Source organism: Olleya sp. R77988, assembly GCF_044594215.1.
In the GTDB taxonomy this organism is placed as follows: Bacteria; Bacteroidota; Bacteroidia; order Flavobacteriales; family Flavobacteriaceae; genus Olleya.
On the sequence record NZ_CP138988.1, the window covers coordinates 2,543,137 to 2,558,796 of the forward strand.

Annotated in this window: 14 protein-coding genes; 3 read left to right on the top strand and 11 right to left on the bottom strand. The window is 31.6% G+C overall.

Features of this window, described 5'->3' with window-relative positions:
• Positions 1–70: 70 nt before the first annotated feature.
• The 6 genes from SJY17_RS11535 to SJY17_RS11560 all read right to left on the bottom strand — a co-directional run bounded on the left by SJY17_RS11535 (position 71) and on the right by SJY17_RS11560 (position 7,641).
• The gene (locus tag SJY17_RS11535; protein ID WP_397362708.1) at positions 71–2,242 is read right to left on the bottom strand and encodes a DNA mismatch repair protein MutS; all 2,172 of its coding nucleotides are present in this window, start codon (positions 2,240–2,242) and stop codon (positions 71–73) included.
• Between the two features lie 193 nt (positions 2,243–2,435).
• Positions 2,436–3,875: an AAA family ATPase gene (locus SJY17_RS11540; RefSeq protein WP_397362709.1), complete on the bottom strand. Its 1,440-nt coding sequence runs from the start codon at positions 3,873–3,875 to the stop codon at positions 2,436–2,438.
• A 172-nt stretch (positions 3,876–4,047) separates the two neighbouring features.
• Entirely contained in the window at positions 4,048–4,566 is a 519-nt protein-coding gene (locus SJY17_RS11545) for an NUDIX hydrolase (RefSeq protein ID WP_397362710.1), read from the bottom strand.
• Between the two features lie 239 nt (positions 4,567–4,805).
• A complete protein-coding gene (locus SJY17_RS11550) occupies positions 4,806–5,552 on the bottom strand; it encodes a fibrobacter succinogenes major paralogous domain-containing protein (RefSeq protein ID WP_397362711.1) in 747 nt (248 codons plus the stop codon).
• 76 nt (positions 5,553–5,628) lie between these two features.
• Complete coding sequence (locus SJY17_RS11555) at positions 5,629–6,138, bottom strand: YybH family protein (protein ID WP_397362712.1); 510 nt, start codon at positions 6,136–6,138, stop codon at positions 5,629–5,631.
• Between the two features lie 9 nt (positions 6,139–6,147).
• Positions 6,148–7,641 (bottom strand): YfcC family protein, encoded by a 1,494-nt coding sequence (locus SJY17_RS11560; protein WP_397362713.1) that lies wholly within the window; start codon positions 7,639–7,641, stop codon positions 6,148–6,150.
• 101 nt (positions 7,642–7,742) lie between these two features.
• Here SJY17_RS11560 and ung point away from each other — a divergent pair, with 101 nt between their 5' ends.
• On the top strand, positions 7,743–8,408 hold the full coding sequence (ung, locus tag SJY17_RS11565) for a uracil-DNA glycosylase (protein ID WP_397362714.1): 666 nt from the start codon (positions 7,743–7,745) through the stop codon (positions 8,406–8,408).
• Between the two features lie 284 nt (positions 8,409–8,692).
• Here ung and SJY17_RS11570 read toward each other — a convergent pair whose 3' ends face one another.
• From SJY17_RS11570 to SJY17_RS11590, 5 genes are all read right to left on the bottom strand, one after another.
• On the bottom strand, positions 8,693–9,547 hold the full coding sequence (locus SJY17_RS11570; protein WP_397362715.1) for a substrate-binding domain-containing protein: 855 nt from the start codon (positions 9,545–9,547) through the stop codon (positions 8,693–8,695).
• Position 9,548: 1 nt separating this feature from the next.
• Entirely contained in the window at positions 9,549–10,418 is an 870-nt protein-coding gene (locus tag SJY17_RS11575; protein WP_397362716.1) for a nucleoside phosphorylase, read from the bottom strand.
• Positions 10,418–11,347: a DUF1835 domain-containing protein gene (locus SJY17_RS11580; protein ID WP_397362717.1), complete on the bottom strand. Its 930-nt coding sequence runs from the start codon at positions 11,345–11,347 to the stop codon at positions 10,418–10,420. Before SJY17_RS11580 ends, SJY17_RS11575 begins: the two co-directional genes overlap by 1 nt.
• 2 nt (positions 11,348–11,349) lie before the next feature.
• Positions 11,350–11,679: a translation initiation factor gene (locus SJY17_RS11585; RefSeq protein ID WP_397362718.1), complete on the bottom strand. Its 330-nt coding sequence runs from the start codon at positions 11,677–11,679 to the stop codon at positions 11,350–11,352.
• A 79-nt stretch (positions 11,680–11,758) separates the two neighbouring features.
• Positions 11,759–12,706 (bottom strand): isopenicillin N synthase family dioxygenase, encoded by a 948-nt coding sequence (locus tag SJY17_RS11590; RefSeq protein WP_397362719.1) that lies wholly within the window; start codon positions 12,704–12,706, stop codon positions 11,759–11,761.
• A 152-nt stretch (positions 12,707–12,858) separates the two neighbouring features.
• On the opposite strand from SJY17_RS11590, the gene SJY17_RS11595 reads away from it, so the two are divergent.
• Together SJY17_RS11595 and SJY17_RS11600 are read left to right on the top strand one after the other, a co-directional pair.
• Positions 12,859–14,835, top strand: a complete 1,977-nt coding sequence (locus SJY17_RS11595; RefSeq protein WP_397362720.1) for a thiamine pyrophosphate-dependent enzyme — start codon at positions 12,859–12,861, stop codon at positions 14,833–14,835.
• A gap of 60 nt (positions 14,836–14,895) precedes the next feature.
• Positions 14,896–15,657, top strand: a complete 762-nt coding sequence (locus SJY17_RS11600) for a hypothetical protein (protein WP_397362721.1) — start codon at positions 14,896–14,898, stop codon at positions 15,655–15,657.
• Positions 15,658–15,660: the final 3 nt, after the last annotated feature.

A 15,660-nucleotide genomic window follows, 5' to 3' on the forward strand; every position in this document is an offset into this window, starting at 1 on the left:
TATTTCTTCGCAATTACAGCTGTTATTAAATATCTGATTAAGAACTATTCACTTATTACTTTATACTTTTTTACTTCTTAACCGCTTCAACCAACTCCAACAAATCCACATTCACGTTAGTTGTAAACATACCATAGTTAACAATTGCTTTGTTTTTTTCAAACTTATCAATAGTTCCAACAGAGCGTCCATCATGCATACGTACTCTGTCACCAACTTTTAAGATAGGTTTTGGTGCAGCAGGTTTGTTTTTTTCTTTTTGTTTGGCAGCTTTTTTCTTTTTACGGATAACTTCCACTTTTTTCTCAGCTTCTTGCTTAACTTGTTTTTCTTTGTGCTTTTCTGCTTTTGCTTGCTTTGCAGATACTTTTTTACGTTTAGAGTTTTCTATCTGTACTAATCTAAACAGTTCTGCCATCAACTCACGTTTTTTCTTATCTCTGAAGAATTTCTCCGAAATATCATTTACCTTTTGACCTAAATAAATTAAACGCTGATTACTATCATACAGCTCTTGATAGTTCTCTAGTTTTTTCTGAACTTTTGCATTTATTTCTTCAAGCTTATCAGCTTCTGTTTGTTTTTTCTTTTCGTTGACTTTTAAAGATTCGCTAGTTTTTTCAAGTTTTGCACGTTGTTTTTGAAGCTTAGCAATTGTAGCATCAAAACGCACTTTACTACGTTCAATTTTCTTTTTTGCTCTGTTTATTAAGCTATACGGAATCCCATTTTTTTGTGCTACTTCAAAGGTAAAACTACTTCCTGCTTGACCTAAAGCTAGTTTGTACATTGGTTCCAAAGTACGCTCGTCAAACATCATGTTAGCATTAATCATTTCGTCTTTTTCATTAGCTAACATTTTAAGATTAGCATAATGTGTGGTAATAATACCAAACGCATCGCGTGCGTAAAATTCTTCTAAAAAAGTTTCGGCTAAAGCACCTCCTAATTCTGGATCAGAACCTGTACCAAATTCATCTATTAAAAACAGTGTGTTTTTATTACACTTCTTTAAAAAATAATTCATTTGTTTTAGTCGGTAACTGTAAGTGCTTAAGTGGTTTTCAATAGATTGGTTGTCTCCAATATCGCTTATAATTCTATCAAAAATACTGACCACACTACGTTCATGCACAGGAATTAGCATTCCGCTTTGTAACATTAATTGTAGTAAACCAACGGTTTTTAATGTAATAGATTTTCCTCCAGCATTTGGACCAGAAATAACAATAATCCTGCTACTTTGATGTAATTCTATGGTTTGCGGAAAGGTTTTTTCTTTCTTTTCTAGATTATTTAAATAGAGTAGTGGATGGTACGCATCGCGTAAGTATACACGTTTGTCTTTACTAATTTCTGGCAGAATCCCATTCATGGATTTAGCATATTTTGCTTTTGCCGAAATCACATCCATATCTGTTAAAAACAATTGGTATTGTTCTATTAACGGTAAAAACTGACGTAAAAAATTAGTCACTTCTTTTAAAATACGCACCACTTCTTCGCTTTCTTCGTATTCTAAATTATTAAGCTCTCTGGTATGTTGTAAAGTGGTTTCAGGTTCTATATAAACAATACTTCCTGTTTTACTTCCACCCATTATAGCACCTTTAACCTTACGTCTGTACATGGCTTTTACAGCTAATACACGCTTGTTATCCACTACAGACTCGCGTATGTCATCCAGATATTCTAGGTTATGGTATTGGTTTAAAGCAGAAGTAAAGCTAGAGTTAATTTTACCTTTAAGCTTGTTTATTTGCTGTCTAATCTCGTATAATAAAGCAGAAGCATTCTCTTTTACATCTCCAAAACGATCAACAATAGCATCTATCTTTTCAATAATTACAGTGGTAACTTCCACGTTATTTGAAAACGCGTTTAGGTTTGGATAATACTCTTCAAACTTGGTTAAAAATTTTACAATCTCGTTTGCAGTCAAGGATATTGACACAATTTTTTTTAAACTGTGAGTGTCTAAATAGGTGTTTTCTATATTTAGGAGTTGTAACTCTTTAGTAATAGTATCAAAACCATGGTTTGGGATGCGATTGTCGTTATAAAAAGACGATACATACTCATTAGTTAATTGCAAGGCATTAAGTAGTGTTTCTTGGTCTTTAAAAGGTGTAATCTCTTGTACTTTTAAATTACCCAAATGCGTCACACAATACTCGCTAACTTGCGTTAAAACTGTTGCAAACTCTAAATCTTGTAATGTTTTTTGATGGATGTTGATCATAGCTGTCATTCCTGCGAAAGCAGGAATCTCATTCTCTTTTTCGTAATTCTTTTTGTAATGACAGCAAATTTACGGAATTGGGTTGGATTTGGAGAAATTAGTTTTGTTGAATAAGTATTGGTACCTCACTCGTCGTAGACGAGCGATAGATGGAGAGAAGTCAATCTAATCTGTTTATTGTCAGATTCTAATATCATTTTTTTAAAGGTTTTTTATTATTACTTGGAGGTGGTATATTTTGCCTAATAAATTTATTTTCCCTTGACTTTAAATCTTTTATGATATATGAATCTAAATACTGATAATATGTTTGAAAGAAATCTTCATTAAGGATTAAATCCTCTACAGTTTTTCTCTTTTGATTAGTAATATTGTATCTTCTTCTTTGTTTGTTTTTTCTTTTATTTTTTCTTTCTATTTGTTCATTCTCCTCCAAAGCTAATTTCATTTTTAAATAAGCTTTAAAAAATGGTGTTGATATAGAATATTTTTTTGAATTTCTATTAAATCTAATGATTTCATTAAATTCACTTGAACCTAATTCAGACAAATACTCTTCTAATTCTTCTTCTGTTGGTCTTTTTGTATGAGGAATCCCTTTTCTTATTTCATCTATGGTCAGATAGTCTTTTTCTCTAAAATCAAAAGTTTTAAGAATGTGCCAACCATATTTTTGACATTCAATTTGTTCATAAATCATATTAAAAGTATCAGAATTCTTTCTTACAAAAGACTCTACAGCAGTTTTAAATGAATCTTCTTTCATAGTACCTGGAAAAACTCTTGAAACTTTAATATTACTTTCAAAACATAAATCAAAACAAATTTGATGTGCAACAGATGCTAGATTATTAGAATAATAAACTATTTTCTCTTTTAAAGCATCTGACATTTTAAAGTTTAAAAGCTTAGATCCTTTAATCAAGATTTTTAAAATCTGTTCGTCATCTAATAAAGGAACATATATTTCAGCTACTCTATTTGCTAAATTATCATCAAACAATATTAACTCACTAGCTGTCCCTACTGCACCAATGCAGATTACTTTAACTTTTGGGTAATCATTTGCAGCATCAATAAAAATTTTTATTACATCTGCTATTCTTTGCTTTTCTTTATCGGAAACTTTATGAAAATCCTCAATTATCCAAACACAGTTTATTTCACCTAAAAATTGAGCTAATCTCTGTGGAGTTAATTGTGGAGGTACAATTCGAGAATTTTTTTCTGATTTACCTTCAGTATAGTTATCCTTTAATGAAGCGGAAATTAATTTATATGAAGCTTTAACTTCTTTAGAAATTGAATATTGACTATTTAAAGTTCTTTCAGATACATAAAATCGGTCTAAAGCATCAAATGTTTGCAATAAAATTTCTTCAAAACTAGTTGATGTTTCGCAATGTGTTCGTATGAAATTTTGTTTTAATACTTTTAGTTTATTACGCAATAAAGTTGTTTTCCCACTACCTGAATGGCCATAAACAACAATTTGTTTGCCAGGTATACTAAGGTATTTTTCTAAATCATTTTCTATTAACTCTCGTTTCACATATGTGAGTTTAGCAACTGAAGTTGGAGTAAAAACAGCTGATAAATCATATGATTTAAATAATCTACTTAATAAGGTCATTTATATGTTTTTAATTATCAAAATTATAATTTTAACAAAACAATTCCAATACGTAGAACTACGTATTTTTCCTACAGTTTAGTTGTTACACAAAGTTATAGTAACAAGTTGTATTAATTTTACGGAAAACCGTAAACTGCTTAATTTAAATAACAAAAAAAATAATAGTATGTTACTTTAAGCCTTCAGCAATACGTTTTAATAAAAACGTTTCACGTTCTATAGACAACCCTTTTTTATTGCTTGTAGTCATTATTTTGGTGTTATGCGCTATGGCTTTATGTATATTAACCCAAACAGCTTTCATACCATTTTTTGTTTCGTAAGCTTCTAAATTTGTGTTGCCAAGTTCTTTATTAATATCGCATGTATAACAATAAGAAATCATATGTTGTACATCAAAATCTGGTTTGTACCAAGGTCTGTATTCTTCATAAATCCCAAAAGGCTTAATATTTTTAATGTTTTTGGCTCCAGTTTCTTCATTTAGTTCACGTTTCATGCCTTCAATTTTATCTTCGTTTACGTCTAAACCACCTCCTGGAAGGCTGTAATCTTCATATCTTTTAGTGTAAAGTAATAAAATAGTATTTCCTTGGATGGCTATACTTCTTGTAGCTAATCTTGTAAAAACAGATTTGTTTTCTAGGTTTTTAACTTCTGGATGATAATGGGTTTTTAATTTTTGCATTTAGAAACTCTAATTTTACGTGCTTTTTTGAACGCACAAAAATAGTTGTTTAGATTTTTGAAATCTAATGATTCTTCTTTTTTGAAAACAAATGCATTAAATTATTATATAGCTTGTTACTAGCTAAGCTTATAAGGGTTCTGGATATGGTTAAATAATAACTGGAACTGACGTTATGGAGTATAAAAAAAAGCACAAACCAAAGGTTTGTGCTTTTTTAAACTATAATTAAATACTATCTATTGTATTTTAATACATCTAATACCTGCACCAATTTGTACAGCATTATCACTATATAATATAGAGCCTTCATCAAATAATTGCACTAAAACTCTTGTATTAGCACCTACACTTGTACCTTGTTCTATTACATCTGAAGTTGCCCAAGTACAAACACCTTGTCCAAATGTTGGTGTACCAACACCACTTACATAACCATTAGGTAAACCATTAAATCCAAAATCATTGGTACCACCTCCTGTACTTGGTAACCATCCAGTTTCAGTTTTCAAGGCTTTAGCTTCATTACCTGCATGACCTTGACTTGCTACGTAACTTTCTAATTCTTCAAAATCTGCTTTTGTTGGAATACGCCATCCTTCTGGTGCTAGTTTACCGCTTTCTATTGCAAAATAATTATACATGGCACCATAATAGTCAAACGGTAATTCTTCTTCTACAACGTTATTTAAATCTTCTGTAGAAGCCCATTGATAATGTCCAACTTGATCGTTTACACTTCCCCAATTAATTCCAAAATCTGCAAAGGTGTATAAAGTTATTGGTGTACCATCATTGTATTTTGTGGTTTTTAGATTTTCTAACATCCAGATTTGACTACCCATAGTAATGGTATTGTAGGTGTTACCATCAACATCTGTAACTGTTATTGCTTGATCTTGTTGTGTTTCTGGATTATCATCATCAGAACATTGGAAAATAAATAGCGCAAATAATGCAATTAAAGGGAGTTTTAATTTTTTCATTTTTCTTTTTTTAGTTTTCTTAGCTTTTAAATATAACATTTTATAGCTTGTTTTTCCTACCTAAAAAAGAAGTTATTTAGTTTTCTAAATCTGTGCTTTTTTGTACAGAGCTTGCATGATCTTTTATAAAATACCATGTGCCATCAATTTTTTGCAAATCGTAGCTGATAATCATACGATTAAAATAAGGTTTACCATTTCTTAGAGGCTCTTTATATATGGATTGTACAATAGCCATACCTATTGTTTCTCCAACTTCTGTGTTTAAAATTTTAGTCTCAAAAGACCACTCTAAATCTGCAGCAAACCAGTCTTTATGATATTTCATAAAACCTGCATTGGTAGTAATTGGCTCTGATTTTGGTAAAATAAGTTGCATGTTTCCGTTTGGTGTTAACGTACTTTTCATAGTTGCCAAATCTTTTTTAGGTACAGCATCTAAATGTTTGTTTAAGACGTCCAAAAACTGTTGTTGGTTGTCTTTTTGACTGGTTTTTGGTACTGTAGTTTCGGTTGTTGCTTTTGGTTTTTGGCAAGCATTCAGCGAAAGCGATAAAAATAAAATAATAAAAAGTGTACGATTCATATGTATAATTTATAAATAAGAAGAAATTGTCATGACTATTAAGGTAAAGATAATTAAGGTTATAAATAATGGCATGACAAATTTTAGCCATTTGTTAAACCCAACTTTAACGACTGCTAATGAGGCTAAAATAAGTCCTGTTGGATTGATAAAGTAAAATAATCCCATTCCGTATTGATAGGCATTGACCACAATTTCTCTACCAACACCAACGCTATCTGCAAGTGGTGACATGATTGGCATGGTTAGTACTGCCATACCAGAACTACTTGGTATAAAAAAGGAGAGTCCTGCGTAAAGGGTAGTCATAACGGTTGCAAAAACACCTTTGTTCATCCCTTCTGTTACTGAGCTTGCGTAGTAGAGTAGTGTGTCGCTAATTAATCCGTCTGCCATAATTACGGTTACACCACGTGCAATACCAATTATTAAGGCTACACCTAGTAAATCTCCTGCACCTTTTACAAAGGTGTCTATAAAATGGGTTTCTTTAATTTTGGCTATTATACCAATAAGGATAGCTCCAACTAAAAAGGTTGTTGTCATCTCTTCAAACCACCATTCTAAAGCCACAACGCCATAAATCATTACTATAAAGCATAATGCAAATACAATTAATGCTAAGCGTAAACGGTTTGTAAATTGTACTGTTTGGGTATTGGATTGCGAAAATAGTGCTGCTATCTGCTGTTGCTGATCGTATACTATAGATTTGGTTGGGTCTTTTTGGACACGTCTTCCGTAACGTATAATATAAATTAGTGCTATAACTAAACAGGCTACTAACATAAAAATACGTCCCCAAAATCCTGTTGTCCAACTTATTCCTGCTGCATCACTTGCTATAATTGTACTAAATGGGTTTATGGTAGAACACATGGTACCTATTGCGCTTCCTAAAAAGATACAGGCTATTCCAACAATTGCATCGTACTTTGCTGCTAAAAACACAGGAATTAGAATAGGGAAGAAGGCAATAGTCTCCTCTGCAAAACCAAAGGTTGTTCCTCCTGCTGCAACTAATGTGGTAACTAGTATAATGAGGATAAATTCTCTTCCTTTTAAGGCATTGGCTAACCAACTGATTCCTGCATCAAATGCTCCTGTACTATTAATAATACCTATTAATCCTCCAATAATTAATACCAGAAAAATGATGTCTGCAGCTTCTACAATTCCTTTTACTGGCGATTTTATAAATTCGAAAAAGCCTTGCGGTTTCGGGTCTAATTTTTGATAGGTATTTGGTATGTTTATAGGTTTATAAATATCTCCAGTTGTAAACTTTTCTAACGGAATTTTTATAGCTAACGTTTCTAGCGTTTGCTGGGTTGCTGGTAAAATTTCGGTTTTTTCAATTCCTGTTCTGGTAAATTGATTGGTGTCTTTATTATAACCTAAAGTTTCATATTTACCTGCAGGAACTAACCAGGTTAATAACGTGACTAATCCTGCTATGATTAGTAAAATGGTTTGTGCTGAAGGGAATTTTAGTTTTTTCATGTTTACTTTCTGTAAAAACGGAAATCTTTTTAATTAAACTTTTCTAAAGAATAAAGATAGTATTATTTTACACTGAAAATTATAGTACATTACTAAAAGATATGAACGTAGATATTCACGAAAGTTGGAAAACACAATTACAAACCGAGCTTGATACACCTTATTTTAAGGAGTTAACCCAATTTGTTACTGCCGAATATAAACAACAGCAATGCTTTCCGCCAGAAAATGAGATTTTTAATGCTTTTAACTCTTGTTCTTTAAACCAACTAAAAGTGGTGATTATTGGTCAAGACCCTTATCATAATTACAATCAAGCTAATGGCTTGTGTTTTAGTGTTGTGGATGGTGTTAAACATCCACCTTCTTTAATTAATATTTTTAAAGAAATTGAAACTGATTTAGGAAAATTGTATCCTTCAAGCGGAAATTTAGAGCATTGGGCTAAACAAGGTGTTTTTTTATTAAATGCAACATTAACTGTAAGAGCACACGAACCTGGAAGCCACCAAAAACGAGGATGGGAAACCTTTACAGATGCAGTTATTAAAACGATTAGTGATCAAAAAGAAAATGTTGTTTTTTTACTTTGGGGAGGATTTGCTAAGAAAAAAGCCAAGTTAATAGATGCTAATAAACATCATATATTACTATCTGGACATCCTTCTCCTTTAAGTGCTAATCGTGGTTATTGGTTTGGCAACAAGCATTTTAGTCAGACTAATAAATTATTGAAGGAGTTTGGGTTGGTTGGGATTGATTGGTAGTTGGTTTGTCATTGCAAGGAGGTACGATGTGACAATCTCTTTTGAGCTATAAATAATTATACGTTCATTTTGTCTTGATACAAAACGAACCAAAAAATCAAAACAAAATTAGGAAATTACTAAAGTATCATTCACTTTCGGAATTTCGTGCTTCAAGCTGCGCTTGGCATCTACATTCCTTTGTTCATTATTTCTGAATTTTGTTGGGCAACATCAAAAACCACAACCTTTTATATACAAATTAAGAAGTTTTGCATTTTAAAAGATTGAAATCACCTAGTTATTTACACATCCTCAACCAAATCCTCATACTTCCATTTTTCAGGAATAACGTTTAGTTCAAATAGTTTATCCTGTACTTTTTGGATTGTTTTTTTGTCAATATTTTCTTGAGACCATTCTGTTAAGCTTAACCATTCCTGTACATCTTCCAACTCTTGCTCATAACGATTTGCAATCATACGATCTATACTTGGAATGTCTTTAAACTCTGCAGTAGTATTATTTACAATGTCTAAAATAGTTTTGACATCATCCTTATTAGATTTTAAAAAATCTTCTCTAACAGCTATTACAAAGCAAGGCCAAGGGGAAGGACAATTACCAACACGATTAAAAGTACCATTATCTACTAATGGTTTTGTGGTGAATTTTTCCCACATAAAATAATCTGCTTTTCCTTCAGTTAGACCTTCAACAGCTCCATCTAGGTTTTTTATAACTTCAAAATCTAAGTCTTTTTCTAAATCCCAAGCATTATTCTCTGCATTAACGTAAGCCATTAAATGCGATCCAGAACCATATCTGCTAATTGCAGCTTTGGTTCCTTTTAAATCATTAATAGATTTATATTTTGATTTTGCAGCAACATGAATTCCCCAAATTAAAGGCGTTTCAACAAATATTTGAACTATTTTAGATTTGTTTCCAGCAATAATATCTTTTATAATACCTTCTGTTAAAATAACTGCCATGTCGATGTCACCATCTCGTAATCCTTTGCACATAGCTCCAGTACCACCAAAATAGTCTTTCCAGCGTAAGTTGATATTTGCTTCTTTATACTCGCCATTTTTTAATCCTAAATACCAAGCTAAATTGAAATGTTCTGGTACACCACCAATATTAATCTGTTTCATGTTACTCTACTAATTTATCTAAGGTATATTGTATTAAGTTTTCAACGACTTGTTTAGGGTTTTTGCTAAACGTTCCGTTAGGTCTATTTGCAATAATAGCATTTAATGATAACGCATTATGACCTAATAATTTTGACAAACCATAAATAACAGACGTTTCCATTTCAAAATTAGAAATTCTATAGTCTTTATAAGAAAAGGTATCCATTTTGTTGTTTAAAGACGCATCAAAAAGTGGTAAACGTAACACACGACCTTGTGGTCCATAAAAACCTCCAGCTGTTGCAGTCATACCTTTATGTATGTTTGGTCCATCAAAATGAGCTTCTAATGTTTTACTATTATTAATGACTATTGGTCTTGCTTTATTATTGTCCCAATTTGTAAAATCTATAAATGCATTTTCTACATCATTATTACTAATTGAATCAATTTGGTAAAAGTGGAGCATACCATTTAAGTCTAATCCATGTGTGCTTAAAACAAACGAGTCTACAGGAATATCTTTTTGCAATGATCCAGAAGTCCCAACACGTACTATGTTTAATGTAGTTAAAGTGTCTTTAGGTTTTCTAGTTTTTAAATCTATATTTACTAAAGCATCTAATTCATTTAAAACAATATCTATATTATCTGGTCCAATTCCAGTAGATAAAACAGTTAAGCGTTTCCCTTTATAGGTTCCTGTTTGTGTTTTAAACTCTCTTTTTTGAGTTGAAAACTCTATAGTATCGAAATGCTTCGTGATTTTTTCTACTCGATCTTGGTCACCAACAAATATGATGGTGTCTGATATGTGCTCAGGTAATAAGTTAAGATGGTAAACACTACCATCTGGATTTAAAATTAATTCTGATTCTTGTATGGCCATTAAATGGTTTGTATTAATTTGTTTTCTGTTTTATCATACTGAAAGTCTGCCTTGTTTACACCTCCAAACTGAAATTTTGTATCAATTTCTTTTAAGAAATTTTTCTGATGCTCTAACGCTAAATGACCTTTTCTATTTAATATTAATGTGTCTTCAGTTTCATCATAAAATAAGTCTAATCTATCAATCATTCGTTGTAACTGAAGGTCTCCAAACCCATAGTATCCTTGATAATGTAAGCAATATCCTAGTAAGTGATTTCTTGATGTAACAGTATGTTCTTTAATAAGTTTAAGAGTATTGTATTCCAAAGTATTTAATCCACTTCTTGTATCAGGAAAACGTCTTAAATGTGCTTTTAGGCAATTGCTTAAATATTTAAAACTGGAAGGTCTAGTAATTAATTCTTTAAGTAAATTATGATCAGACTCGCAATAAATTCGCCATGCTTTTTGTGCAGTAGCAATATCGTCAACAGTTAATTTTATTTTGTCCTGATAATGTTGTCTTAATTGTTTTTCTGACAATTGTGGTAAGCCTTTAAGTTCTTTTTCTCCTTCAACACGTCCACTACATACTAAATACAAAGGAAGTTTAATACCTTTTTGTTTTATTAAACTTATAGCTGCTACTAAATTAATGTGGCAAAACAAATCATATTCAAACCATAACACTATTTCGGTATATTTTGAAACATCATTAAGTTTATTAAACTCGTTTTTAATATTATCAATATCATATTCGACATCATAAACGTCTTCTAAAAATGCTTTTCTATTTTTAAAAAAAGCTGGTGTATCAATCTCTTTTATTGTTGGACCTTCACAAAGCATTTCATGCCATGTCAATAAGTCTCCATCAATATTTAAAGCCTTTAAATAATCGGTTAAACTAGAACCGTTTGTAATATGAAGAATTGTATTACCCATAATTAACCTCCAACACGTTTAACGTTAAACCCTTTAGATTTAAGCATTTCCATTATTTTATCACGATAATCTCCTTGAATAATAATTTTATCGTCTTTAAAACTACCACCAACACTTAGTTTTTGCTTTAGCTCTTTAGCTAATTTTTTAAAATCTTCAGTTGCACCTGTATAACCTTCAAGGATAGTAATTGGTTTTCCTTTACGTTTTTCGTATTTGCAAATAATAGGGTCGTCTTGTAGCCAAAGGTCTGATTTTGCATTATTAGCATCATCAGTTTTTTCTGGTACATGTTCTGGGAACAAGTTTTTAAGTTGATCTTGTAAATCCATTCTGTTTAGTTTACAGTCGCAGTTTTAAGTCACAGTAACGCAACCAATAATAATTGTGACTGCGACTGTAAACTGAATACTATTTTTTTAATCCAAGTTCTCTTAAACGTTCATCTAAAAATTCTCCAGCAGTAATATCATCAAACTGTTTTGGATTGTTTTCATCTATACATCCATCTAAAACATTCAATTTCATTTCGCTAATTGGATGCATGAAAAATGGAATAGAGTAACGTGACGTTCCCCAAAGTTCTCTAGGTGGATTTACAACTCTATGTATTGTAGATTTTAATTTATTATTGGTGTGACGAGATAACATGTCTCCAACATTGATCATTAATTCGTCTGGTTCTGCAATAGCATCTAACCAATCTCCAGCATGATTCTGTACTTGTAATCCACGTCCTTGTGCTCCCATTAACAAAGTAATTAAGTTAATGTCACCATGTGCTGCTGCACGAACAGCATTATCAGGCTCTTGCGTAATTGGTGGATAATGGATTGGTCGTAAAATAGAATTTCCGTTATGGATATAATTGTCAAAATACGTCTCTTCTAATCCTAAATGTAATGCTAAAGCACGTAACACATACTTAGCAGTTTTTTCTAATGTTTGATATGCTTTTTTACCTACTTCGTTAAAATTAGCAAGTTCATTAACAGTAATATTTTCTGGATATTCTTTAGCACGTTCTGGATCATCATCAACGTACTGTCCAAAATGCCAAAACTCTTTTAAATCACCTTCTTTTTTACCTTTAGCACTTTCTTTTCCAAAAGAAACATATCCACGTTGACCTGCAATTTCTGGGTCTTCATAACCACGTTTGATTTCAGTAGGTAATGAGAAAAAATTCTTTATTTCTTTATATAGATCGTCCACTAAAGTTTCGTCTAAAAAATGACCTTTTAAGGCAACAAACCCTATGTCTTCATAGGCTTTACCAATTTGATCAACAAACTTTTGTTTTCTTACAGGATCTCCAGATGTAAAATCCTTTAAATTAACACTTGGTATACTATTCATCTTTAAATTTATTATAAGTAATACTACAAATGTAACGAAAACAAAGGAAAAATGATAGTCATATTTTTATTTAACTGCCAAGCTATTTTTGTTCAATTATTCTATATTTGAATCTGACTTTATAAGAAGACCAAAATTTAAGATATAGAATAATGACTTTTGATAAAAAATCTTTAGACGATACTACACTTTTAGATCTATATAAACGCATGCTAAAACCTAGGTTAATAGAAGAGAAAATGCTTATTCTATTACGTCAAGGAAAGATTAGTAAATGGTTTTCCGGAATTGGTCAAGAGGCTATTTCTGTAGGTGTTACGTCTACTATGCATGATGAAGAATACATCTTACCAATGCACAGAAATTTAGGCGTTTTTACTACAAGACAGATTCCGTTACACAGATTATTCTCACAGTGGCAAGGAAAAGCTAATGGATTTACTAAAGGACGAGATAGAAGTTTTCATTTTGGAACACAAGAGTATAAAATTGTAGGAATGATTAGCCATTTAGGACCACAGTTTGGTGTAGCAGATGGTATTGCTTTAGCGTCAAAATTGAAAAGTAAAAACCAAGTAACTACAGTGTTTACAGGAGATGGAGGAACCAGTGAAGGTGATATACATGAAGCATTAAATGTTGCATCTGTTTGGCAATTGCCAGTATTATTTTGTATTGAAAATAATGGTTATGGATTATCTACACCAACGTCTGAACAGTATAATTGTAAAGATTTAGCAGATAGAGCAATAGGTTATGGTATGGAAAGCCATATCATTGACGGAAATAACATTTTAGAAGTGTACCACAAGCTTTCAGAAATCACAGAAAGTGTTCGTCAAAATCCACGTCCAATTTTAATAGAGTTTAAAACCTTTAGAATGCGTGGACATGAAGAGGCAAGTGGTACAAAATATGTGCCTCAGGACTTAATGGATTTTTGGGCTAAAAAAGATCCTATAGAAAATTATCAAGAATTTTTAAAAAATGAAGGTGTATTAACAGAAGAAGAAGAAGTTAAAATTAAAGCAACTATTGTTAATGAAATTAATGAACATTTAGATACCGCTTACGCGGAAATCCCAATCGTTTCAAATGAAACTAAAGAGTTAGATGATGTATACCAATCTTTTGATTACAAAGATATTAGAAAAAATTCAAACACTAAAGAATTACGTTTGGTAGATGCGATTTCTGAAGGTTTAAAACAATCTATGGAGCGACACGAAGACTTAGTAATAATGGGTCAAGATGTTGCAGAATATGGTGGTGTTTTTAAAATTACTGATGGTTTTGTAAAACAGTTTGGAAAAGACAGAGTACGTAACACACCTATTTGCGAATCTGCTATTATAGAAACTGCTATGGGATTAAGTATTGCAGGTATTAAAAGTATTGTAGAGTTACAGTTTAGTGATTTTGTGACCTCTGGATTTAATCCAGTAGTTAATTATTTAGCAAAATCGCATTATAGATGGAATCAAAATGCTGACGTCGTTTTACGAATGCCATGTGGAGCAGGAGTAGCAGCAGGACCATTTCATAGTCAAACTAACGAAGCTTGGTTTACCAAGACTCCTGGTTTAAAAGTTGTGTATCCAGCTTTCCCTTATGATGCAAAAGGTTTATTAGCAACTGCTATTAACGACCCAAACCCTGTGTTGTTTTTCGAGCACAAAGCACTATATAGAAGTTTAAGACAAGAAGTGCCAACAGATTATTTTACTATTCCGTTTGGTAAAGCTGCTACTTTAAAAACAGGTAACGATATTACTATTATTGCCTATGGAGCTGCAGTCCATTGGGCTTTAAACACATTGGATAAGCATCCTAATATTAGTGCAGATGTCATTGATTTACGATCGCTACAACCATTAGACACAGCAACTATTTACGCCTCAGTAAATAAAACAGGAAAAGCAATAATTTTGCAAGAAGACTCTTTATTTGGTGGAATAGCTAGTGATATTTCTGCTTTAATTATGGAACATTGTTTTGAAGCTTTAGATGCTCCTGTAAAGCGTGTTGCTAGTATGGACACACCAATTCCATTTATTAATCAATTAGAAGATCAATACTTATCTAGAGATAAATTTGAAGGCGAGTTACTAAAATTATTAGAGTATTAATATTTTTTTAGCATTTAGGTATGATTTTTGGTTTAATTTTGGCAAATACCAGAATTAATTATGAAGTTTTATATTGCTTTTTTACTACTTTTTACTTTTTCTATTGCTAGCTATGCTCAAATAGATAGCGAGAATAATGGAATTGCTATTCCTGCAATAGAATCTGATGATCCTGAAGACGATCCAGAATTAATCACAGAACCTTCTATTGAAGCAGAAGAAGTAAAGCCTAATGATAATGACAATCAAGTTATTGCTCCAAAAGAAATAAAAGCAACGGTTAAACCTAAAAAGGAATTCTCTATGATTAAAGAGGATAATAACTTTAAGAATCCAGCCGAATTATTTGATAAACAGCTAAAAAAACAACTTAAGTTTAAAGAAGATGACGAAAAATCTAACAATGGTAGTTTGGTTAATCAGTTTTTAGGAGAGTATAAAACAAGTGCAAAAACTGTAAATATTATTTACAGAGATCATCAATATCCAGATGGAGATGCTATTCGTGTCTTTTTAAATGAAGATATTATGGTACCTAGTGTTACGCTTACAACAGGCTTTAATGGGTTATTAATTAATTTGGACGAAGGAATAAATAAAATAGACTTCCAAGCTTTAAACCAAGGGACTTCAGGTCCAAATACAGCAGAATTTAGAGTGTTAGACGAAGAAGGCAATGTTATTGTTGCTAACCAATGGAATCTAGCAACAGGTGTTAAAGCATCCATTGTTGTGATTAAAGAAAAAGGTTCTGTATTAAAACTAAAATCTCAAGAAGAAGATAAGTCTGAAGCGGATCCAAACCCTAAAAACGATGAGTAATAT

What these genes read in the sequence shown, in the direction of transcription:
- SJY17_RS11535 (WP_397362708.1), bottom strand. Translation starts at nt 2,242, where the DNA reads ATGATCAACATCCATCAAAAAACATTACAAGATTTAGAGTTTGCAACA.
- SJY17_RS11540 (WP_397362709.1), bottom strand. Translation starts at nt 3,875, where the DNA reads ATGACCTTATTAAGTAGATTATTTAAATCATATGATTTATCAGCTGTT.
- SJY17_RS11545 (WP_397362710.1), bottom strand. Translation starts at nt 4,566, where the DNA reads ATGCAAAAATTAAAAACCCATTATCATCCAGAAGTTAAAAACCTAGAA.
- SJY17_RS11550 (WP_397362711.1), bottom strand. Translation starts at nt 5,552, where the DNA reads ATGAAAAAATTAAAACTCCCTTTAATTGCATTATTTGCGCTATTTATT.
- SJY17_RS11555 (WP_397362712.1), bottom strand. Translation starts at nt 6,138, where the DNA reads ATGAATCGTACACTTTTTATTATTTTATTTTTATCGCTTTCGCTGAAT.
- SJY17_RS11560 (WP_397362713.1), bottom strand. Translation starts at nt 7,641, where the DNA reads ATGAAAAAACTAAAATTCCCTTCAGCACAAACCATTTTACTAATCATA.
- ung (WP_397362714.1), top strand. Translation starts at nt 7,743, where the DNA reads ATGAACGTAGATATTCACGAAAGTTGGAAAACACAATTACAAACCGAG.
- SJY17_RS11570 (WP_397362715.1), bottom strand. Translation starts at nt 9,547, where the DNA reads ATGAAACAGATTAATATTGGTGGTGTACCAGAACATTTCAATTTAGCT.
- SJY17_RS11575 (WP_397362716.1), bottom strand. Translation starts at nt 10,418, where the DNA reads ATGGCCATACAAGAATCAGAATTAATTTTAAATCCAGATGGTAGTGTT.
- SJY17_RS11580 (WP_397362717.1), bottom strand. Translation starts at nt 11,347, where the DNA reads ATGGGTAATACAATTCTTCATATTACAAACGGTTCTAGTTTAACCGAT.
- SJY17_RS11585 (WP_397362718.1), bottom strand. Translation starts at nt 11,679, where the DNA reads ATGGATTTACAAGATCAACTTAAAAACTTGTTCCCAGAACATGTACCA.
- SJY17_RS11590 (WP_397362719.1), bottom strand. Translation starts at nt 12,706, where the DNA reads ATGAATAGTATACCAAGTGTTAATTTAAAGGATTTTACATCTGGAGAT.
- SJY17_RS11595 (WP_397362720.1), top strand. Translation starts at nt 12,859, where the DNA reads ATGACTTTTGATAAAAAATCTTTAGACGATACTACACTTTTAGATCTA.
- SJY17_RS11600 (WP_397362721.1), top strand. Translation starts at nt 14,896, where the DNA reads ATGAAGTTTTATATTGCTTTTTTACTACTTTTTACTTTTTCTATTGCT.